This window comes from Acidaminococcus massiliensis, assembly GCF_900095825.1.
Classification (GTDB): domain Bacteria; phylum Bacillota; class Negativicutes; order Acidaminococcales; family Acidaminococcaceae; genus Acidaminococcus; species Acidaminococcus massiliensis.
Window position 1 is genome coordinate 1613720 of the sequence record NZ_LT608315.1, and the last position, 21422, is coordinate 1635141.

The window sequence follows — 21422 nt, forward strand, 5'->3', positions numbered from 1 at the left end:
TTCAAAAAATGTTTACTTCGTTACTATTTTAGCAGGTATAAATCATGGATTTAAAAGAAGAAAAATATATTACGATATTAGCAAAATATGGAAATATTTCAATCGCAGCTGATAAATTATTTATCTCTCAACCAGCACTTAGTATGTATGTGAGAAAGATAGAAAAGATCCTTGGAGTAAAGCTTTTCGATAGGAGTGGCAAAAAGTTTGTATTGACTCCTGCAGGTGAATTATATGTACAAAAAGCAAAAGAAATGCTTCGCTTAGATGAAGAATTCCATGCGGGACTGAATGATTTCAATAACAATATGAGTGGAAAACTTTCCATTGGAATCGAATCTTCACTCAGTCCTCAAGTCTTATCTCAGCTTCTTCCGGCATTTCACAAAAAATATGCCAACGTTAAAATCGACATCCATGAGATGCTGAACAGTTCTTTGGAAGAAATGCAGAAGAAACACAGTTGTACCTTTTATATTATGCACTTGAATAATCTATCTTCTGAATTTCATTGTGATTGTTATTTTCAAGATCAGTTGCTACTTCTTATGTCGAAAGAAAGTAGACTGACAAGATATCTTCAGTCTAACAATAAAGAAGATTTATATCCATATATTGATTTAAAAGTCTGTAGGAACGAACTCTTCATTCTCCCTAAGACCATACAAAATATTCGACGACAGTTGGATATTATTTTTGAAGAAGAAAATATTTATCCTTCTGAAACTGTTGAAATTCGTATGTTTGATTGTGCTGCTGCACTGGTTTCTGAAAATATGGGAATCTGCTTTGTGAGGGAGTCTTATCTAAAGCAGCTTCACCTGAAAAAGCCCATTATCAGCTGTATTTTTTCAACGCCCCAATTACGACAGAATAATATCTATATTTGTTATTTAAAAGACCATATTCTTACGGACTATGAAAAATATGCGTTAACGATACTGAAATCATGTTATCCATTTCAATAAATGATTCAGCAAAAGAGCCATTGGTTGCAAAACCAGTGGCTCTTTTATGTTAAAAATTTATTTAAGCCAATACACTTGAATGAAATAGTGAAATAAAGTAACAAAGTTAACAAAAAAGACACGAATAAGAAAATATTAATTCTATTCTAAGATATATATAATATACATCTTAAGGTAGATATGCTATTTTAATAATAAATCATGAAACATTTAATAGTGATTTAATATAAATGTTAGGGAAAAATGATAATTTAGCAAAGAAATCCAATTAACTTATTAATTTTACTATGCATAAGTATAAAGTAATATAAATGCATAATTATTAGGAGGGCTTATTTATGTGGAAATATATCCTGAAACGCTTTGCTATGCTGATTCCTGTTATGATGGGAACAATCCTTGTTGTATTTTTTATCATGGATCAGTCGAATGTAGATCCTGCAAAAATCATGCTTGGCGATGCTGCAACTGCAGAAAATATTGCTCATCTCCATAAACAATTGGGATTGGATGATCCTTTCTTTGTTCGTTATTTTCGATATTTGGGGAATTTACTCCATGGTGATTTGGGGATTTCCTATACTTACAAAACTTCTGTAGCAGGGCAAATCGCTTCCCGGTTGCCAAATACAGCAATTCTGGCTGGATCCGGTGTGTTTCTGACTGTGATCATTGGCATTCCCTTGGGAGTTATTTCTGCAAAACACCAATTCAGTATATTTGATAATGTTTCAACGGTCTTCACCTTATTTGGAGCAGCGGCTCCTGCTTTTTGGGTCGGACTTGTGCTGGTTATGGTATTTAGCCAGCATCTTCACTTATTCCCTGCATCTGGAATGGGGAGAGGGACTGTCGGTCTTTTAAAATCCCTTATTTTGCCGGCTATCACTCTGAGCTTGAGCGGTACTGCCAATGTTGCACGGACAACACGTTCTTCTATGTTGGAGGTCATCCGAGCTGATTATATCGATACGGCACGAGCAAAAGGAACAGATGAAAGGACAATCACTCTCCGTCATATGTTGAGAAATGCTTTGATTCCGGTAACTACTGTAGTTGGCTTGAATTTTGGTGTATTGCTTGGTGGATCGGTCCTTACTGAAACCGTATTTGCTTGGCCAGGGATTGGGCGATATGTAATCGAATCCATTAAATCACAGGACATACCTAGTGTTTTAGGATGTGTCGTTGTCCTTTCCATTTTATTTACTGTGGTCAATCTTTTTGTAGATATCTTATATGCTTATATTGATCCTAGGATTAAAGCACAATATAAAAGTGCAGGAGGTTCAAAATGACTCAGCAGGGAATGAAGAAGGCTACAGGAATGAATGAATATCAGGGAAGAAGCTTATGGGGAGAAGCATGGCATCGGTATAAAAAAAATAAAGTCGCTGTTGCCGGATTGGTTGTAGTCATCGCACTCCTGATTATCGCACTGGGGACGATTGTAATCGATCTTGTAACTCATGAAAGCGTCTATAATGAATTGGTTTTGAAGCAGGATATTTATCGAAAACTTGCAAAGCCAAGTATGCAGCATATCTTTGGCTGTGATGAATATGGACGAGATATTTTTTTCCGGATGGTCTGGGGAACTAGATATTCTTTGTTTATTGGGGTGTCTTCTATATTATTTGCTTTAGCAATTGGATTGGTACTAGGTTCTATTGCAGGTTATTATGGCGGTAAAATTGATAATTTCATTATGCGAATCATGGATGTTTTTCTTTCTATTCCCTCAATGGTCATGGCAATTGCCGTCGTCACTGCTTTAGGTACAGGAACTTTTAATTTAGTCCTTTCGATTGCTATCCCTCAGATTCCACGATTGGCACGAATAGTCCGAGCTTCTGTCATGACTGTTCGTGATAGAGAATTTATAGAATCAGCTAGGGCGGTTGGAGCCAACGATAGGCTGATTATTACTCAATATGTTTTGCCGAATGCAATGGCTCCTATTATCGTGCAAACTTCACTTTATATTGGACAGGCTATTTTGGCTATAGCCGGGTTGAGTTTCCTTGGTATCGGAATTCAGCCCCCAACGCCAGAATGGGGTTCGATATTAAATGCGGCCAGAACATATATGAGACAGGCTTGGCACATTTCCCTGATTCCAGGATTGGTAATTATGTTTACGGTGCTTTCCCTTAATGCAGCCGGTGATGGCTTGCGAGATGCGCTGGATCCAAAGTTAAAGAATTGAGGGATTTGAATATGGCATTCTTGGAAATTAATAAAATCAATATCGACTATGTTACTGAAGATGGGGTTGTGGAAGCTGTCAATGATATAGATCTTTCTTTAAAAGAAGGAGAATCATTAGGACTCGTTGGTGAGACCGGCGCAGGGAAAACTACCTTAGCAAAATGTATCATGAGAATTCTGCCAGAAAGAACAGCTAGGATTAATTCTGGAGAAATATTTTATAAAGGTACTGATTTGTTAAAGCTAGAACCTGAAAAAATGAGGGAAATCCGTGGATCAGAAATCGCTATGATTTTCCAGGACCCTATGACAGCGCTGAATCCAGTGTTAACAGTAGGCGAACAAATTGCAGAAGCGGTACAGAATCATCAGAAAGTCGATGATGCGGAGGCTATGAAAAAAGCAGAAGAAATGCTTGAACTGGTGGGCATACCTGCTGCACGGAGTTCTGAATATCCTCATCAGTTCTCCGGAGGAATGCGTCAGCGTGTGGTGATTGCTATTGCTCTTGCTTGTAACCCTAAGCTGCTTATTGCGGATGAGCCAACAACAGCTCTGGATGTGACGATTCAGGCCCAAGTGTTGGAAATGATCCAGAAACTCCGTACTCAAATGAAAAGTTCCCTGATTCTCATCACTCATGATTTGGGGTTGGTAGCACAAAATTGTGAGAGTGTTGCCGTGATCTATGCAGGGGAAATCGTAGAATATGGAACAGTCCATGATATCTTTAAGGATATGAAGCACCCTTATACGGTAGGTCTTTTCACTTCTATTCCCAAAATCAATGAAGATGTGAAACGTTTGACACCGATTCCAGGAAATACGCCCGATCCTGTGCATCTTCCCAAAGGGTGTAAGTTTTGTACAAGATGTGCGTATGCGACAGAAAAATGCCAAAATGAACATCCAGAACTGTATCAATCCAGTGAGGGCCATTTTGTTCGCTGCTTTTTGAAAGGTCAGGGGGGAGAGAAATATGGAAAACAGTAGGGAGAAAATACTTAAGGTCAAACACCTAAAAAAATATTTCAATACTCCTGCCGGGATCCTTTCCGCAGTAGATGATATCAATTTTTCTATAAAAAAAGGGGAAACATTAGGTGTCGTAGGTGAATCAGGGTGTGGAAAATCCACATTAGGGAAATCCATCTTGCGATTGGAGGAGCCTACAAGTGGTGATGTCTATTTCAATGGGAAAAATGTAACCAAGATGGATAAAAGGGAATTAAAACAGATACGGAAAGATATGCAGATTATTTTTCAGGATCCGTATGAGTCTTTGAATCCACGGATGACAGTGAGTCAATTGATCCAAGCCCCTATGATCATCCAGGGAATCTATAAAAAATCCCAGCGGGAAGAAATGAATAAGAAAACCCTGGAAATCATGGAACAGGTAGGACTTGCCAGAAGATTGGTGAATACCTATCCTCATGAATTGGATGGAGGGAGAAGGCAGCGGATTGGCATAGCCAGAGCCCTGGCGCTGCAGCCAAAATTCATTGTTTGTGATGAGCCTGTCTCAGCCCTGGATGTTTCCATCCAGGCCCAGATCCTGAATTTGATGCAGGATTTACAGGAAAGCATGGAACTGACTTATCTTTTTATTACCCATGATCTTTCTGTTGTCAAACATCTTTCGACGCGGATCATGGTTATGTATTTGGGACAGATGGTGGAAATGGGTACACCTCAGCAATTGTTTACAAATCCACTGCACCCATATACAAAAGCGCTGCTTTCGGCAATCCCTGTACCTGATCCAGATATCAAGATGCAGCGGATTCAACTGAAAGGCGAAGTGACGTCACCAATCAACATGAAGGCAGGTTGCCGTTTCGCCAAACGCTGCCTTTTTGCCAAAGAAGTTTGCAAAAAGGAAAACTGTCCCTTGGTTGATGTGGGACAGGAACATTACGTAGCCTGTCATTTAGTCCAACAGAAATAATTTGGGAGGGAGACAAATGAGAAAAATAGTAAAAAGGACATTGAGCTTATTTACAGCAGCTATGATCTGTTTATCTTTGGCAGGCTGCGGAGGTGGATCCGGTAAGGAAGGGGCTGCAAAGGATACATTGACAGTTCTGAAAAATGAAGATGTGACCTCCCTTGATCCTGGCAAAGCCATGAACCAGCGTTCGTTTTCCATTTACAGCCAGATGTTCGAGGGTCTGGTGAAATACAATCCAGATACGAAGAAAATAGATCCTTGCCTGGCTACGGATTGGAAACAAATCGATGATACCACTTGGCATTTCAACTTGAGAAAGGGAGTAAAATTCCATGATGGGACTACGATGACTTCGAAAGATGTTGTTTATTCTCTTATGCGGTATGCCAAAAGCCCGGTTGTTTCAACTTATATGGACTGGGTGGCTGATATCCAGCCAGATGGGGATTATGCAGTTACGATTAAAACAAAAAAGCCTTATGCGACACTGATCAGTTGTTTGACCTATCCTGTTGCAGTGATTTTCCCTCAAGGTTATTTTGAAAAAGTAGGGGAAAGCGGATTTGGACAAAAACCAGTAGGTACGGGTCCGTATAAGTTCGTGAAACGGGCAGAATCTGATTCTATTGCTATGGAGCGTTTTGATGACTATTGGGGTGATAAAGCCAAGACAAAGAATCTTGTATTTAAGATTATCCCTGAAGGATCTCAGAGAACGGTTATGTTGCAGAATGGAGAAGCAGATATCGTAACCGATGTAATTACTTCTGATGCAGCTTCTATTGAACAAAATGATAAATTGAGCTTAGTGAAAGCCAATAGTAATAAATATTATTCTTTGATGTTTAAATGCAATTCGAAGACTCCCATTAAGAATCCAAAAGTCCGTCAGGCAATTGCTTATGCAATCGATAAAAAGCCTTTGGTTGATGTCGTAATGAATGGGTATGGTCAGGTTGGTTCCTTGTTGGTGACTCCCACTGTAAAAGGGTACGATAAAGCGAAAGATCAGGGGAATCTGTACAATGAGACAAAAGCCAAAGAACTTTTAAAAGAAGCAGGATATCCCAATGGATTTGAAATTGAAATGTATGTTCGTTCCGGACAGCCTTATGAAGAACTGACTACAGTAGTACAGGATCAATTGAAAAAAGTTGGAATCAATGTAAAGCAAATTGTAATGGACAGCAACAAAATCCAGGAAAAACTTTTTGCTGGGGACGAAGTTCCTATCGAAATCGGCTTCTTTAATAATATTACTGGAGATACTGATTTTATCATGCAGAAACTCCTGCCCACGACCTATGGACAAACATATTTCAATGATGAAATGACTGTACTGATTAATAAAGCTCGGAATGAGAAAACAGAAGAAGGCAGAAAAAAAGTTTATGATGAGTATTTTGATTTAATGGCTAAAGATAATCCACAGATTAGCCTATTCTATGAACAGATGCTGATTGGAATGGGAAAACATGTAAAGGGCTTTAAACCCAATCCCTTAGGTGCTCACCAATTCTCTACTGTTTCTGTAAGTCAATAACGGAATATAATATGGCTTGTATGGCGTCTGATCTGGAGTGGAGAGGACGCCATTTTTCAAAGGAGATTATTATGGATATTTATCGTTCTATTGCTGATGAAGTCAGTGTTGAAAATATGTTGGAAACGAACAAAGAAATTGTGAAGTACGAAAGATTGTCTGGCTCATCGGATGAAAGGCAAGCAGTTGAATATTTGAAAAAAAGGCTGGACGAATATGGGTTTGACACTCATATCTATGATTGCCAGGCGTATATCAGTCTTCCCCAAAAATGCCAATTGGAAATCCAAGGGGAAAAAATATATGCGCAAACCCATTCCATGGTTCCCAGCGGCCATGTTGCCAGTAAAATTGTGTATTGTAGCAATCAGGATGAATTGAAAAGCAAAAATTACAGGGGAAAAATCGTTATGATACCAGGGTGGGCCACGTTCCCGGTTGTACAGATTGCTCAGGATCATGGGGCTGCCGGAATGATTTTCATCCAAAAGGCTGTTATCCGTGAATGTATTCCTTCTGACTGCTGGGGAAGTCCAACCCGGAATGACTATCATCTGTTTCCACGGATTCCTATCGTGACCGTTATTGATACAGATATCCAACCATATGTTGATCGTTTGCAGCAAGGCGGATCTTTGGGAGCTGAATTGAGCACGGAAACGGATACAGGATGGAGAACGATACCCCTTTTGATTGGAGAATTAAAAGCACCAGTCGATACGCACTATTTTGTGCAATTTACAGGGCATCAAGATTCCTGGTATTATGGAGCAATTGATAATGGGACAGCCAATGCACTTCAAATCGAGATAGCAAGACTGGCAAAAAAACATCAGGATGAATTAAAACGAAATTTCAGGATAGTCTTTTTTTCGGGACATTCCCATGGCAGATATGCAGGATCAGCGTGGTATGCTGATCATTTTTGGGAAGATTTGTATGAGAACTGCATGCTGAATATCAATAATGACAGTCCCGGAGCAAAAGGGGCTGAAGATATGGCCCACTCCATTGTTATGCCGGATGCTAAGAGCTTGGGAGTCCAGATCGTGAAGGAATTGACAGGTCAGGATTTTATAGGAATGAGACCTGGAAGACTGGGAGATCAAAGCTTTTGGAATGTTGGGTTGGCCAATGCTTTTGCTTCATTTTCCAGACAGAAAAAGACCCTTCAGCCAGATGGTACAATAGGACTAGCTCGAGGGAATGCAGCATTAGGACCAGGATGGCATACACCCGACGACCTTCCCAAATGGATAGATAAAGAGAATTATTTACGGGATGGGAAAGTGTATGCGGAATATATCATGACCTGCCTTACGGAAGATATCATTCCGTTGGAAGTTGAAAAAGATGCAGCTGATATCATGAATATCTTGGAACAATGGAATCAGGAAGCTAAGGGAAAATTTGATTTAAGTGGATCGATCCGACTGGCTGAAAAAGTAACGGATCTATGCAGTCGTTTTTCCCAAGCTCCTTTATCCAAGGACACTAAAAATGATGGGATTGTCAAGCTCTGCCGCATTTTGATTCCCTTAGATTTTACTAGGGGAAATATCTATGGAACGGAACCGGCTATGCCCATTGATCCAATGCCCTGCTTATCGCCAATCCATGATCTTGTTAAAGCGGATACATCGGACATGGACAAAAATGCTATTCTTGTTGAACTGACTCGTTCAGTGAACTTCATTGATCACAGATTGCATTGTGCTATCAAGGTATTGAATGAAATCCTGGATGGCAGGGAAAACTGAAAGGATAAAAAATGAGTATGGATGACTTGAAAGAAAAGCTTCTTGCAGGAATAAATAAAAAAATCTGCTGGAGACAATCGACGAATTCAACCATCTTTATCGCTATAGTGGTAAAGAAGAAGGGGAACAGGCTGAAAAATATATTGAATCTAAATTACAAGAGTATGGTGTAGATTATGAAACGGTTACCTATGATGGATTCTTTAGTATCCCTGTTTTTGCAGAATTAAAAGTCAAGAACCGGTTTTATGAATTGGTCGGTGATGTGTACAGTAAGGAAGCTTGTCATTTAACCGGGGAACTGGTTTATGATCAATGGAGTGAAGCCTCTTCTCCGCTGACAGAATTGGAAGAAGAACAGAGGATGGCTCGTTTTAAAGATAAAATCGTACTTACTTGGGGTGCGGGGAATCGCAGTTCGCTGGCAACTTTTGCCAGACAGGCCCGTGAGGCAGGAGCACTTGCAGTACTTCATATCTGCAAGACAAAGGGTCATTATTGCCATCACACAAATATAGGGATCATCTGGGGGACACCCGGATTTGATGAAGTCCCCTATATGCAATTCCTTCCGGCTGCCGGACTATATAGAGAAGATGGGGAAGAGTTAATTCAAATTATCTCGAATAATGATTCTGTCCTTGGTGATTTAACCATCCGGATGGATACAAAAATACGAAAAAGTTCCATGGTCGTGGCAAACATCCCTGGAAAATCCCCCAATTATGTATTGGTTTCTAATCACTATGATTCATGGTATGAAGGAATTACGGATAATGCAGTAGCTGATGCTATTTCTCTGGAATATGCAAGGATTTTTCAAGAGAAGCAGGATCAATTAACCAGAGGAATCCGGATTGCCTGGTGGTCTGGCCATTCTGATGCGCGTTTTTCAGGGTTCACTTATTATTGCGACAGCCATTGGAGTGACTTAAGACAGCACTGCGTTGCCCATGTGAATTTAGATTTGGCCGGATGCAAAAATTCTGATCAAATCCGCTGCCGTACGACTTGCACGGAAGGGATGGCCTTTACTGCTAAAAAAATCTTAAAATATACAGGAACAGAACCTCATGAGTATATACCGATGATACGGGGTGCTGATCAATCTTTTTGGGGGGTCAATGTTCCAATAACGATTATGCTTAAATATGAACCGAAGCCAGAAAATCGTTTGTCAGATTGTCCAAGTGGTGGACCGTGGTGGCATACACCTGAGGACCGCATTGATAAACTGGACGAAAAAATAATGATGAGAGATGCTGCTATCAATTTAGAAGTAATTGAGGAATTGGAAGCTGCAGATCCGTTGCCTATAAAAATTCCTGAATTTATGGAAGAATATACAAATCACTTACAAAAAATCCTTAGTCAATTGGGTTCTTCGTTTAATGCAGAACCAATCAAGGAAAGCTGGAATGAGTTAAGAAAAGCAATGGATGTCGTGGCAGAAAAACAATCTGCAGGGAAATTGCAGGATATAGACATTAAAGAAACTGTTGGACGACTTCTGCATGTAATCTATTGCCACGATTCAGAGACAACTCATGATTATGGAGATTCCTTTGGCATCTTCAAAGCATTGGACAAATTTAATGGCTTAGAAGAAAAAAATTGTTCAAGGGCTTACTTTACAATCGCTAAGACTGATTTTCTAAGGACTCGTAATCGGTTGATTCATGGCTTTAGTGAAGTGATTGATTATATTTCTCATTTATAAATGGGATTTGTATGAATGGGTGTTAAATCGATCATCCAGAGCTTTATGATCAGCTGGCTGTTGTAAAGGACAAGATACAAGAAAACCAGGGCTGTGGAACAAAGCCGACAAGGGATATCGGCCGTTTTACAGCCCTGGTTCGTATGTTGTGCTATTTTTTCATCTCTTCAGCCAGCTTCTGCACATATTCCACGGGTACTTTGGCTCCCGCAGCACCTGTTCTACAGACATACCACTGGAAAGAAAATTCAGTAGCAGCTGGCGCTGGCGCTCTTCCATACCTTCTTCTTTGGCTTCATTTTGGCGTCTCCTGATTTCATCACTTAAAATCATATACTCTCGCCTCACTTTATCCATGCTTTTGACCAAATGGACTTCTTAGTCCTGACTTTCTACGAAATTTCCTTGCGGAGGTCGATGGTCTTTTTGAAATCCTGCAAAAATCATGAATTATATCGAAAAAATTATAACAGTGGTATAATAAGAAATATCTTATTCTATCTGGGAGGTTGTTGTTATGGGGAAAAAGAAAGATGGGGTGAATTTCAATCCCTACTTGGTCTTACTGGTGATTGTCCTTTTGTGTACTATCGTTTCTTATTTTGTGGCGCCAGGAGCTTATGAACGTGAGAAAATCAATGGACTGAACGTGGTCATCGCAGACAGCTATCATCCGGTACCGAGGACACCTGTTTCCTTCCTGGAAATGTATCGTTCCATTCCCAAAGGACTGGAAGGTGCGGCCACCATGATGTTTGTGGTCATGATCATTGGGGGCGTCGTCGAGGTTTACAACCGTACGGGAGCCATCGGGGCGGGTATCAAATCGCTGCTGCAGCTGTCCCGTAAGATTTCCAGCCAATGGATCCTGGCTGTGGTCATGGGCGTATTCTGTGTCATCGGCGGTATTTTGGGATGGTCGGAACAGATCATACCTTTTGTGCCGATCATCATCTCTTTGGCGCTGGCATTGGGGTATGATTCTCTAGTGGGAATGGCTATTTCCGGTTTTGCCTGTTTGATTTCCTTTGCGGTGGGACCTTTTAATGTCTATACTGTGGGTACGGCCGATGTGATTGCCAAGCTTCCTATGTTCTCTGGATGGGAACTGCGGCTGGCAGTCCTGGTGATCGTTACGGGTCTCAGTATGTTCTGGGTCCTTCGCTATGCCGCCAAAATTAAGAAAGATCCGTCAAAATCACTGATGAAGGACATTGACCAAACGGAATTGAAAATTTCCATTCCAGAAGATGTCCATATGGATGGAATCAAAACCGCCTCTTTATTGATTATGGCTGCCTGCTTTGCGTTTACGATTTTTGGCCTCTTGACCTACAAGTGGTCGTTCAATGAAATGGGAGCAATCTTCCTGATCGGTGCCACTGCCGTCGGTATCATCAACCGCATGAGCCCGACGGATATGACCAATGCCATGGTCAAGGGGGCCCAGGATGCTTTCCCTGGTGCACTGATCATCGGGCTGGCCCGTTCCATCCAGGTGGTCATGGCTGATGGGGGGCTGGTGGATCCTCTTGTCCATGGTTTGTCCAGTTTGATGGGAACCGCTTCCACTTACAGTTCAGCGGTAGGAATGTTCATCGTCAATCTGTTCATCAATGCACTGATCCCTTCTGGGAGCGGGCAGGCAATGGCTGTCATGCCCATCATGATACCTCTTGCCGATATGCTCCATATCACCCGGCAGACCGCCGTGCTGGCGTTCCAGTTCGGTGATGGGATTTCCAATACTTTTTGGTTTACCAACGGTACCCTTCTGATTTATTGCGGTTTGGCCAAAGTGCCTTTGAAAATCTGGTATAAGTTCATCATTCCTCTGCAAATTGTGTTTTTCCTGATGCAATTGGTTTTCCTCTATATTGCAGTTACCATGAATTATGGTCCGTTTTAAGAAAGGTGGCTGGATCAAATGATGCATGAATTGCTTTCTTGTGATACCTTGGCTGTGGCTGCAGATAGGAGTGCTTGCCACAGCCATATGATGGCAAAGAACAGTGACCGGCCCATAGGAGAGGCCCAGCCTCTGCAATGGTTCCCTCCTTCTAATCATGAAGCAGGCGAAAAGCTGGAAATTACAGGGATGGAGATTCCTCAAGTGAGCCACACCTATGGGGTCCTGGGATCCAAACCGTATTGGATGTATGGATTCGAAATGGGCGTCAATGATCAGGGCGTGGTGGTTGGCAATGAAGCAGAAAATTCTCGGGATAAAGACTGCGAAAAGACGGAAGGAATCTTGGGGATGGACCTGCTCCGGCTGGGACTGGAGAGAGGGGCGACGGCACGGGAAGCCTTGGATGTGATCGTAGCCCTGCTGGAAGAATACGGCCAGCTGAGAAATGCCAGTGCGCTGTATCAATCCCATTATGAAAATTCTTTTATCATCATGGATCCCAGGGAAATCTGGATCCTTGAAACAGCTGGCAGACGCTATGCTGCCAGCAGGGTGAAATCTGGGGTATGCAATATCGGGAATTGCTATACTCTGGAAAAGGATATCGAGTTGGCATCACCTGATCTGGAAGCCCATGCAAGGGAAGAAGAGTGGCTGCTTCCGGATGAAGAATTCAATTTCTCCAAAGCCTATATGAAAGACTTTGCTGCACAGACTCTTGCAATCCCTCGATGGCGGCGGGTCAGACAACTGTCCCAGGAGAAAAAAATCCATGATCTGGACAGCCTGAAAAGGATCTTCCGCGACCATTACGAGGATGATCCTGTCCTGCAGCCCCGTTACGGTGCCTCCATCGGTTATCTGCCCACCGTCTGCCGTCATGCACTCCAATGGGATATGAGCCAGACCGCTTCTTCCATGATTGCCTGGTACCAGGAAGGTCTTGGCGTTGTGGTGCGGGAAGCCTATTCCCAGCCCTGCTGTTCCCTCTATCTCCCGGCTTATCCGGGGGTTCCGATGCCGGCGAAGATGTCTTTTGCGGAAGAGACTTTTTCAGAAGATTCCCTGTGGTGGCAGATGGACCGGCTGGCCAAAATTATCGGGATCGATTATGACCGTTTTGCGCCCGATGTCCAGGAGAAGGCAAAGAAAATCGAAGCGGAAATCGAAGCGATGGCTTCTGCTGCTGAAAAACAGGCGGTTGAGGCAGAGAACGCTGAGAAAAAGCAGATCCTATCCAAGGTGATGGAAGACAGCTCCGCAATAGCAGAACGCTTTGCCTGTGAGGAATATGGACGGATCAAAGAAGAGCTGTATGCCATCGGCGTCAGAGAATTGTGCGGTCCACGGGCTGAGTTCCTGAAGAAGTATGCAGAAGTGACAAAGATGGATATCCTGTAAAGCGGGCAGCAGTGCCCTTATAAAGATATTGCATAACTTGGACTTAACCTATCCATTGATGCTGGGAAATGACTTCGGCCGGGGAGAACCGGATTTAGCCGAAGCAGATTTGAAAAAATATATGGAATAGGAAAAGGGCTGTGGAACAATGCCGACAAGGGATATCGGCCGTTCCCACAGCCCTGATTTTCTGCTATATGGACAAATCAGTCATTTTTCAACAGTCACGTCTTTTCCATAGTATTTCATGGAAATCTTTGTCAGGGTACCATCTTTTCGCAGTTCATCCAAAGCCTGATCAATGGCCTGCATCAGGTCTTCATTTCCTTTTTTGACAGGAATCCCGCAGGTAATGGTATTTTCTGCAGTATCCACAATTTTAAGGGGTGTCTCTGGCTTCTGTTTCAGATAATCAGCCAGGACAATATCCATCGTAACGGTACCTGCTGTACGGCCGGCCAGGACCAGATCAATGGACTGGACGAAATCATCCACGCCGACGAGGACACCTCCGTACTTTTCTGCTGTCCTGCCAAGATTGCTGCCCAAGACCTGGGATACTTTCTGTCCTTTCAGGTTTTTGAAGGAAGTGAGGGTATGATTGTCTTTCCGGGTTACCAATACTTCATGGATATAGATATATGGTTTACTGAAGTCGAATTTCTTTTTTCGTTCTTCTGTGATGGCCATTTGGTTTGTAACGGTATCGAACCGGCCGGCATCAAGTCCTGCAACGATGGAATCCCATTTGGTTTCTATAAATACAGGTTTTACGCCCAGTTTTTTCGCAACTGCTTTTCCAATCTCTATATCAAATCCAGTCAGATTCCCGTCTTTATCATGATAGGAAAAAGGAGTGGAGGTACCTTCTGTGGCAATCTTGATTTGCCCAGCGGCCTTGATGCGTTCCAGGGCACTCTGTTTGGAAGCATTTTTTGTTGTGCTGCCACATCCGCTGAGCAGTCCGGCAGTCAGAATGATAGAAAAAGCGGTTAAAACAGTTTTCCTGAAACTCATAGATGATTCCCCCTTGATTATAAACATACTAAAATAGTATGAATTAAATTTAAGATTATTATACAAGGAATCACTGATATGTCAATAAAGTATGGACAAAATTTTAATAAATAATTACATAACTGTAAAACTGTAATAAAACGTACACTGTGAAAGGAACGCGTCCTACACGTATACGCCTATTTCTTGGAAATTGGGAAGAGGCAAGCCCAGGTTTGGTCATAAAAAGAAGTCAGAAACGGCCCTGACGGGCCTTGAGACGTCAGACGTCAGCTCTGTTCGGCTTAGCAGTAGGTCCGATTTGCTTATGACGGGTCAATCTGACGTCTGACATCTGAAAGGCCCAAAGGGCCGGGTCTGACTTCTTTTCCTTACAGCACCCCACTGCTGTCCGTGGTCGTGATGTATTTGGCCGGGATGGGATGATCCAGATGATAGATGATGGTGATGGGCTGGCTGCCGTTCCAGCTGGAGAGTTGGGCGGTGCCCAGAAAGGTATAATTCTGGGAATTCCCTTGGGCATCTTTTTTCTGTTCTCGGACAAAGAGCAGGACGATATTCCCCTTTTCTTGCTGCTTGATGTACCGCTGTCCGGTGGGGGATTCTGGAGTGGTGGCATTTTGGCTCTGCCAGTGGAACAGCCGGTCATTGATAGAATAATCTTCATACCGGGTGGTTTCGGAAAATTCCTTTTCCGACTTGTTCAAAGTCACCAGGAATACATCTGTGTCTCGGTTCACCAAACTGCTGTTTCCAGGATGGAGGTATTTCACACCTTCCCGTACGCTGTTGGGTTTGTTCAGTCCCAGGGCTGCAAAAATCTGATCCCGGGAATAGTTGCAATAGACTTCCAGGGCACAGGGGTAGGGGAGGCTGGCCTTATGAGGCAGGACGTTGAACCGTTCGAATTGGAGGGTCAGGATAGATTGGATTTCCTGGCAGAGTTCTGGAGTTCGCTGCCAAAGGCGAATGGCCTCCCAGGGATCTTTTTAATCCGGCATCCTGCCAGTCCTTCCCCCAAAGGGTGAACTGCCACATCCGCAGGTACTGCTGTTGGAGGCTGGGCAAGTCAGAAGGTTCCGCCGGATTTTGAAAGGCCCTCTGCAGGAAGGTAAGCCAATGGGGAGAATCCATTCCTAGGAGACGGGGCATGGCCCGTTCCAGGATTTTTTCTTCCGCGGTTTCAGGGAAATCGGGAATGACCTGGGCCTGGGTACACATCCGAGCATATGTCCGCTTACCATTGTAAAAGACTTCCGGCTTCACATTGGCCGCTTTCAGGAATTGAGCCAGGGTAGGAACGGACCTTCCGGCCGCTTCGTACAAGTCACGGATACATTCCTGGTAAAAGGCATCGCCCCGGAGCCTAGAACGGATATTGTCCAACACCCGTTTTTGGGCGATTTCTTCCAATTGGATGGAACAGCCTTTGGGCACATGGGGGAATCCCTCTTTTACTTCTCTGTGGATGGACACATTATCCCGTCCCACCAGAGCTTGGAAGCGACTGGCGAAATCATATTTTCGGTTTGCCTGGGCTACAAAGTCCAGCACTGTCAGACAGTCCTTCCCTTCATCCAGGCGCAGCCCCCGGCCCAGCTGTTGAAGAAATACGGTCATGCTATTGGTGGGACGCAGGAACAGAATGGTATTGATGCAGGGGATATCCACCCCCTCATTGAACAGGTCCACCACGAAAATGAAAGTCAAGTCCCCACTGGCCAATTTCTGGCTGGCACTCCGCCGTTCCTCTTCGGAAGAATGGGCATCCAGTGCCAGAGAACAAATGCCCTTCTGGTTGAAATAATCTGCCATAAAATGGGCATGGTCTTGAGAGACACAGAAGCCCACCCCGTGGATTTCACGCCAGTCCGCCGTATAGCGTTCCACTGCATCTAAAATGGCCTGGGCCCGCTGGTTGGCCGTATGAGCTTCCATTACGTAGAGATTGGTCAGGGCCTCCACATCGTAATGGCCATTGGTCCATTTTACGTGGCTTAAGTCCACTGTGTCCGACACTCCAAAATAATGGAAAGGACACAGCAGCCGCCGTTCAATGGCTGCTGGGAGACGGATTTCCGCAGCAATATGGTCACCGAACCAGTGGAGGATATCTTTTCCATCCATTCGTTCCGGAGTGGCAGTGAGACCAAGAAGAATCTTGGGTTGGAAATGGTTCAGCAGTTTTTGGTAGGAGGGAGCTGCTGAATGGTGGAATTCGTCCACGATGATCATGTCGTAGAAATTCGGTTCCATATGATCCCAGAGGGCCAAACTGTTGCAGGTTTGGATGGACATGAATACATGGTCCATTTGGGCGGGATGGCTGCCAGATACTGCCAGTTCTCCAAAATTGGGGTCTTTCAATACCTGACGGAAACAAGAACGGCTCTGCTCTAGGATTTCCTTCCGATGAGCGATAAAGAGAAGGCGGGCTCCTTCTGGACGGCTTTCTTTGAAACGGCGGTAATCAAAGGCCGAAATGGCAGTTTTTCCTGTCCCCGTGGCCGCAACGATCAGATTGTGCCACCGGTTCCTTTCCTTCCGTTCCACTTCCAAGGCATCCAGGATGACCTGCTGGTAGGGATAGGGACGGATGGTGAAAGAATAGGATAGTTCCTCCATCTTATCGGTGCCGTGATATCGCTGCTGTGCAATAGCCTGCTTCAGCTGAGGCTGGTCCTTTGCTGTATAGGGCTGGAAATCTGCTGAATGCCAGTAGGTTTCAAAGGTGGCGTCCATTTTGGCCATGATTTCCGGCATATCTTGCTGGGTCACCTTCATGTTCCATTCCAGTCCATCGGCAATGGCTGCATGGGATAGGTTGGAAGAACCGACATAAGCTGTGGAATACCCGCTGTTGCGTTGGAACAGATAGGCCTTGGCATGGAGCCGGGTTTCCTTTACGTTGTAGGAAATCCGGACTTCTGTATTGGGAAGCTGGGAGAGGATTTCAATGGCTTTTGGATCCGTGGCTCCCATATAGGTAGTGGTCAGGATCCGCAAATGGCCTCCTGCTGCTGTAAAGGTCCGTAAGTAAGGGAGAATCAGGGTAAGACCGGAAAATTTGATGAAAGAAACCAAAAAATCGATTCGGTCACTGGAAGCAATTTCTCGGCGGAGTTCCGATACCATGGAAATATCCTTTTGACTGTTGGTAAAGAGAAATGAGCGGGAAAGAGATGTTGCTGGCCGAGGGCGGTGGACTTCCTGGATCTGGTTGATCCGGTGTTGGAGTTCCAAGAGCAGGAAATCTTCCCGATTCACCTGATTGTCCGTTCCTAGAGCAGGCAATTTTTCTGATAGACAGCGGATCAACCCATTGGTTAGAGCCAATTCCTGCTGGAGCAGACTTTCCCCGTTCTGATCCGCCAAGTCTTTCAGGCAAAGATGGACCAGCTTCCTGATGTAATCTGAAAGATATCCCACGGCCTCTTGGGGATCTACTTTGTCAGAAATCGTAGCCCAAATCTTTTTCTGGTCCAAAGCTTCCTGCAGCCGCTGTCCCAGTCTCTGGGAAATTACTTTTTCATAAAGTCCATCTTTGAATCCGTCCATTGCCCAGCCTCCTTTGGTGATAGGGATATTATAGCATGGATAGAAGAAAGGCGGGGGAGGGGCTTTGAAAAGAAGTCAGACACGGCCCAGAGGGCCTATAGACGTCAGCTCTGTTCGGCTTAGATGCAGGTCCGTCCTGCTCATCGCCAACAAGCTTATGTCTGACTTCTGAAAGGCCCACAAGGGGCTGGTCTGACTTCTTAAATCTGACTTCTGGAAGGCCCGGAAGGGCCGGTCTGACGTCTCTCTTTCCAACCCGATCTATGCTATAATATTTTCCAAACAGAATTGATCATTTCGTAAGGAGGATTTGCCATGCTGGAAATTGGAACGGCTGCGCCGGATTTTACGCTTCCGGATCAAAATGGGGTCATGCATTCTTTGGCCGACTATCGGGGTCAGAAAGTAGTCCTGTATTTTTATCCCCGGGACAATACGGCCGGCTGCACCAAACAGGCCTGTGCCTTTGGGGAGCTGTATCCCCAGTTCCAGGAGAAAGGGGCTGTAGTGCTGGGAGTCAGCAAGGATTCTGTGGCTTCTCATAAAAAGTTCGAAGAAAAATACGGCCTGCCTTTTACCTTGCTTTCTGATACGGAAAAAACCGTGCTCCAGGCCTATGATGTGTGGAAAGAAAAGAAACTGTACGGCAAGGTATCCATGGGTGTGGTGCGCAGCACGTATCTGATCGATGAACAGGGAATCATCGTCAAGGCCATGGGGAAAGTGAAACCAGCAGAGAATCCTGCCCAGATGCTGGAGGCGCTGGGATGAGGGTGATCATTTCCCCAGCCAAGAAAATGCAGGTGGATCTGGAATCGGGGTGCAGCTGCACCCCGCCTTCTTTCCTTCCGGAAACACGGAAACTGCTGACCTGGCTCAGGGGGCTTTCCTTTGAGCAGCTCCAGGCATTGTGGGCCTGCAGTCCGGCTCTGGCAGAGGAAAATTATGCACGGCTTCAGCAGATGGATCTGGACCAGGGTGTTACGCCGGCTTTGCTGGCCTATGAGGGGATCCAGTACCAGTACATGGCTCCTGCCGTGTTCGAAGATGGACAGATGGACTGGGTGGGAGAACGGGTCCGGATCCTTTCGGGATTTTATGGAGTCCTGCGGCCTTTTGATGGCGTGGTGCCCTACCGGTTGGAAATGCAGGCCAAGGGAGCCCCGGAAGGGTTCCGGGACCTTTATGGATTCTGGGGGACTCGGCTGTACCGGGCCTGCCGGGATGAGGACGGGGTGATCATCGATCTGGCGTCCAAAGAATACAGCCGGGCGGTAGAACCTTATCTGCAGCTGGGGGAACGGATGATCCAGGTGGTTTTTGGAGAACGGGCCGGAGACCGGGTGGTCCAGAAAGGGGTCTATGTGAAAATGGCCCGGGGAGAAATGGTCCGGTATCTGGCTGGCAAAGGAGCCACAAAACCGGAGGACATGAAAGGGTTCTGCTGGAGTGGCTATGCCTGGAGCCCGGAATTTTCCCGGGAAGACCGGTATGTCTTTATCCGGCAGCAAGAAGAGAATTGAAAAGAAGTCAGACCCGGCCCTGATGGGCCTTGAGACGTCAGACGTCAGCTTTTGTTCGGCTTAGATGCAGGTCCGTTCTGCTTATCGCCAACAAGCTTATGTCTGACTTCTGAAAGGCCCGGAAGGGCCGGTCTGACTTCTTCTTATTAAGGGCCGGTCTGACGTCTTATATCGTGAGGCATTTTCTTAATTTGAAAAAGACTGTCATGATATGAAAAAGAATGTTATGAATTGAAAGGATTGGAGATTGGTCTTGTTCGATTTTTCTTTAAAGGTATATTCTTTTTAGAGGAATTAGATAAACCCAGTCTTGAAATGAGGTGTTTCCATGAAAGAACTTTTGGAACGGGTCCGGCCCTGGCAGGAGAAGGTGGATCCGGAGCATATCATCGACTTTTTGAATGCCTGTGAAAAAACGGGATTGGAGATCCATGGCATCATGATTGCCGTCCATGACCGGGTGATCTTTGAAGCGTACAGTGCACCGTACAATGGCCAAACGCCCCACATCATGCATTCTTTTACCAAGACATTGACCAATACGGCGGTAGGACTGGCTTTTGCAGATGGGCTGCTGCAGCTGGATGATCCGCTGCTGAAATACTTCCCGGAACAGGCCCAAGGTGCCAACGGGTACCTTCAAAAATGCACCCTCCGGGACCTTCTGACCATGCGGAACGGCCAGGAACGGTCCATCGGGGGCAATGAATGGCGGCCCCTGAAGACAAGCTGGAAAGAGGCATATTTCCAGGTGCCTTTCGACAAGGAGCCGGGGAAGACCTTCATGTATTCCAGTGGGAATTCCTATATCCTTTCTTATATCGTCCAGCAGGTGGAGGGCAAGACGGCCCAGGAACTGTTCCAGGAACGGGTAGGAAGGAAGATCGGCGTCGGGGACTTCCCCTGGATGAAGAGCCCGGAAGGAGTCTGCTCCGGAGGGAACGGAGCGGAACTGACAGTGGAAGATATGCTGCGGATCGGGCTGCTGTACCTCCACAAGGGTAATTGGCGGGGAGAGCAGCTGCTGCCTGCTGAATGGGTGGACTATGCCTTCGGGTTCCGGGATTCCCTGCCTTCTTTCGAGGGCAAACAGTACAATTTCCATTGGGAACGGAAGGATGGGCTGGATATCTGGGCGGCCAAAGGGATGTTCGACCAGATCTGCGGTGTCATCCCCAAGTATGATATGGTCTTTGCCATGACGGCAGCCGATGAATCCTACCAGGCGGAAGAACTGTTCCAGCGGGAAATCCTAGACCGGATGGGATCCCCTCGGAAAGAACCGGTTTCCCAGGGAGAAACGGCCATGGAAACGATCCTGCGGGAAAAGGGACTGCGGCTTTCCCTGCTGGACCAGGACCATTCAGTGAGGGATCATGTGGAACTGCCGGATACCTTGGTCTTCGAGCCGGAAGAGAACCCGGACGGGATATGGCGCATCCGGCTGGAGTTTGGGGAAAAGACCTTCCGTTTCGGCATGGAGGACGGCCGGGGAACCCATGAGATCCTCCATGGGATGGATCATTGGATCCAGGGGACCACGTCCATGACCGGTGCCTATCTCCATCATCAATATGAAAAAAAGGACCTCCAGGTCTGGGCAGAGGCCCATTGGCAAGATGCCAGGACCCTGCTGCTGAAATGGCGGTATCCGGGGATGCCCTTCTTCGACCAAGTGAAGATCTCCTTCCAAGAAAGACAAGTGCTCATCGACCGCTGGGTGAATATGAACTCCCAGGATACCTGCCGGCCTACGTTGGTGTTGAAGAAGTGGCGGTAAAACTCTGGATTTCAGGAATCTGTGCCAGAAAAGGGATTTTGTCCATGATGGGTATTTTATTGAGTATTCTTTTTG

The 21422-nt window shown here is 45.2% G+C and carries 17 protein-coding genes; 13 read left to right on the top strand and 4 right to left on the bottom strand.

Features of this window, described 5'->3' with window-relative positions; translation table 11 throughout:
- Positions 1 to 44: 44 nt before the first annotated feature.
- The 8 genes from BQ2657_RS07890 to BQ2657_RS07925 all read left to right on the top strand — a co-directional run bounded on the left by BQ2657_RS07890 (position 45) and on the right by BQ2657_RS07925 (position 10156).
- Entirely contained in the window at positions 45 to 968 is a 924-nt protein-coding gene (locus tag BQ2657_RS07890) for a LysR family transcriptional regulator (RefSeq protein ID WP_075580131.1), read from the top strand.
- Between the two features lie 338 nt (positions 969 to 1306).
- Positions 1307 to 2266, top strand: a complete 960-nt coding sequence (locus BQ2657_RS07895) for an ABC transporter permease (protein WP_075580132.1) — start codon at positions 1307 to 1309, stop codon at positions 2264 to 2266.
- Positions 2263 to 3177 carry an ABC transporter permease gene (locus BQ2657_RS07900; RefSeq protein ID WP_232709038.1) on the top strand — a complete coding sequence of 305 codons (915 nt, stop codon included), beginning with the start codon at positions 2263 to 2265 and terminating at the stop codon, positions 3175 to 3177. Before BQ2657_RS07895 ends, BQ2657_RS07900 begins: the two co-directional genes overlap by 4 nt.
- Before the next feature lie 11 nt (positions 3178 to 3188).
- Positions 3189 to 4172 (top strand): ABC transporter ATP-binding protein, encoded by a 984-nt coding sequence (locus tag BQ2657_RS07905; protein WP_083236213.1) that lies wholly within the window; start codon positions 3189 to 3191, stop codon positions 4170 to 4172.
- Positions 4159 to 5130: an ABC transporter ATP-binding protein gene (locus BQ2657_RS07910; RefSeq protein WP_075580134.1), complete on the top strand. Its 972-nt coding sequence runs from the start codon at positions 4159 to 4161 to the stop codon at positions 5128 to 5130. Before BQ2657_RS07905 ends, BQ2657_RS07910 begins: the two co-directional genes overlap by 14 nt.
- 16 nt (positions 5131 to 5146) lie before the next feature.
- Positions 5147 to 6676 carry an ABC transporter substrate-binding protein gene (locus BQ2657_RS07915; protein WP_075580135.1) on the top strand — a complete coding sequence of 510 codons (1530 nt, stop codon included), beginning with the start codon at positions 5147 to 5149 and terminating at the stop codon, positions 6674 to 6676.
- A 71-nt stretch (positions 6677 to 6747) separates the two neighbouring features.
- Positions 6748 to 8436, top strand: coding sequence for a M28 family peptidase (locus BQ2657_RS07920; RefSeq protein ID WP_075580136.1), 1689 nt, complete (start codon positions 6748 to 6750; stop codon positions 8434 to 8436).
- Between the two features lie 253 nt (positions 8437 to 8689).
- Positions 8690 to 10156 carry a M28 family metallopeptidase gene (locus BQ2657_RS07925; RefSeq protein ID WP_143224856.1) on the top strand — a complete coding sequence of 489 codons (1467 nt, stop codon included), beginning with the start codon at positions 8690 to 8692 and terminating at the stop codon, positions 10154 to 10156.
- 159 nt (positions 10157 to 10315) lie between these two features.
- Here BQ2657_RS07925 and BQ2657_RS07930 read toward each other — a convergent pair whose 3' ends face one another.
- On the bottom strand, positions 10316 to 10513 hold the full coding sequence (locus BQ2657_RS07930; protein WP_075580138.1) for a hypothetical protein: 198 nt from the start codon (positions 10511 to 10513) through the stop codon (positions 10316 to 10318).
- A gap of 160 nt (positions 10514 to 10673) precedes the next feature.
- Here BQ2657_RS07930 and BQ2657_RS07935 point away from each other — a divergent pair, with 160 nt between their 5' ends.
- A complete protein-coding gene (locus BQ2657_RS07935; RefSeq protein WP_075580139.1) occupies positions 10674 to 12065 on the top strand; it encodes a YfcC family protein in 1392 nt (463 codons plus the stop codon).
- A gap of 18 nt (positions 12066 to 12083) precedes the next feature.
- Entirely contained in the window at positions 12084 to 13469 is a 1386-nt protein-coding gene (locus tag BQ2657_RS07940; RefSeq protein WP_075580140.1) for a C69 family dipeptidase, read from the top strand.
- A gap of 210 nt (positions 13470 to 13679) precedes the next feature.
- On the opposite strand, the gene BQ2657_RS07945 is transcribed toward BQ2657_RS07940, so the two are convergent.
- From BQ2657_RS07945 to BQ2657_RS07950, 3 genes are all read right to left on the bottom strand, one after another.
- Entirely contained in the window at positions 13680 to 14552 is an 873-nt protein-coding gene (locus BQ2657_RS07945) for an amino acid ABC transporter substrate-binding protein (protein WP_143224857.1), read from the bottom strand.
- A gap of 305 nt (positions 14553 to 14857) precedes the next feature.
- A complete protein-coding gene (locus tag BQ2657_RS13280) occupies positions 14858 to 15457 on the bottom strand; it encodes a DUF3427 domain-containing protein (RefSeq protein ID WP_315968741.1) in 600 nt (199 codons plus the stop codon).
- Complete coding sequence (locus BQ2657_RS07950) at positions 15366 to 18044, bottom strand: DEAD/DEAH box helicase (RefSeq protein WP_232709039.1); 2679 nt, start codon at positions 18042 to 18044, stop codon at positions 15366 to 15368. Before BQ2657_RS07950 ends, BQ2657_RS13280 begins: the two co-directional genes overlap by 92 nt.
- Before the next feature lie 315 nt (positions 18045 to 18359).
- Here BQ2657_RS07950 and BQ2657_RS07955 point away from each other — a divergent pair, with 315 nt between their 5' ends.
- From BQ2657_RS07955 to BQ2657_RS07965, 3 genes are all read left to right on the top strand, one after another.
- Complete coding sequence (locus BQ2657_RS07955; protein WP_075580142.1) at positions 18360 to 18815, top strand: peroxiredoxin; 456 nt, start codon at positions 18360 to 18362, stop codon at positions 18813 to 18815.
- Positions 18812 to 19567: a peroxide stress protein YaaA gene (gene yaaA / locus BQ2657_RS07960; RefSeq protein ID WP_075580143.1), complete on the top strand. Its 756-nt coding sequence runs from the start codon at positions 18812 to 18814 to the stop codon at positions 19565 to 19567. Before BQ2657_RS07955 ends, yaaA begins: the two co-directional genes overlap by 4 nt.
- Before the next feature lie 328 nt (positions 19568 to 19895).
- The gene (locus BQ2657_RS07965; protein WP_075580144.1) at positions 19896 to 21347 is read left to right on the top strand and encodes a serine hydrolase domain-containing protein; all 1452 of its coding nucleotides are present in this window, start codon (positions 19896 to 19898) and stop codon (positions 21345 to 21347) included.
- Positions 21348 to 21422 lie beyond the last annotated feature (75 nt).

Bases quoted from the DNA above. Each gene is read 5' to 3' on its own strand.
- BQ2657_RS07965 (WP_075580144.1), top strand. From the start codon at position 19,896: ATGAAAGAACTTTTGGAACGGGTCCGGCCCTGGCAGGAGAAGGTGGAT.
- yaaA (WP_075580143.1), top strand. From the start codon at position 18,812: ATGAGGGTGATCATTTCCCCAGCCAAGAAAATGCAGGTGGATCTGGAA.
- BQ2657_RS07895 (WP_075580132.1), top strand. From the start codon at position 1,307: ATGTGGAAATATATCCTGAAACGCTTTGCTATGCTGATTCCTGTTATG.
- BQ2657_RS07910 (WP_075580134.1), top strand. From the start codon at position 4,159: ATGGAAAACAGTAGGGAGAAAATACTTAAGGTCAAACACCTAAAAAAA.
- BQ2657_RS07905 (WP_083236213.1), top strand. From the start codon at position 3,189: ATGGCATTCTTGGAAATTAATAAAATCAATATCGACTATGTTACTGAA.
- BQ2657_RS07915 (WP_075580135.1), top strand. From the start codon at position 5,147: ATGAGAAAAATAGTAAAAAGGACATTGAGCTTATTTACAGCAGCTATG.
- BQ2657_RS07940 (WP_075580140.1), top strand. From the start codon at position 12,084: ATGATGCATGAATTGCTTTCTTGTGATACCTTGGCTGTGGCTGCAGAT.
- BQ2657_RS07930 (WP_075580138.1), bottom strand. From the start codon at position 10,513: ATGGATAAAGTGAGGCGAGAGTATATGATTTTAAGTGATGAAATCAGG.
- BQ2657_RS07950 (WP_232709039.1), bottom strand. From the start codon at position 18,044: ATGGACGGATTCAAAGATGGACTTTATGAAAAAGTAATTTCCCAGAGA.
- BQ2657_RS07955 (WP_075580142.1), top strand. From the start codon at position 18,360: ATGCTGGAAATTGGAACGGCTGCGCCGGATTTTACGCTTCCGGATCAA.
- BQ2657_RS07920 (WP_075580136.1), top strand. From the start codon at position 6,748: ATGGATATTTATCGTTCTATTGCTGATGAAGTCAGTGTTGAAAATATG.
- BQ2657_RS07890 (WP_075580131.1), top strand. From the start codon at position 45: ATGGATTTAAAAGAAGAAAAATATATTACGATATTAGCAAAATATGGA.
- BQ2657_RS07935 (WP_075580139.1), top strand. From the start codon at position 10,674: ATGGGGAAAAAGAAAGATGGGGTGAATTTCAATCCCTACTTGGTCTTA.
- BQ2657_RS07900 (WP_232709038.1), top strand. From the start codon at position 2,263: ATGACTCAGCAGGGAATGAAGAAGGCTACAGGAATGAATGAATATCAG.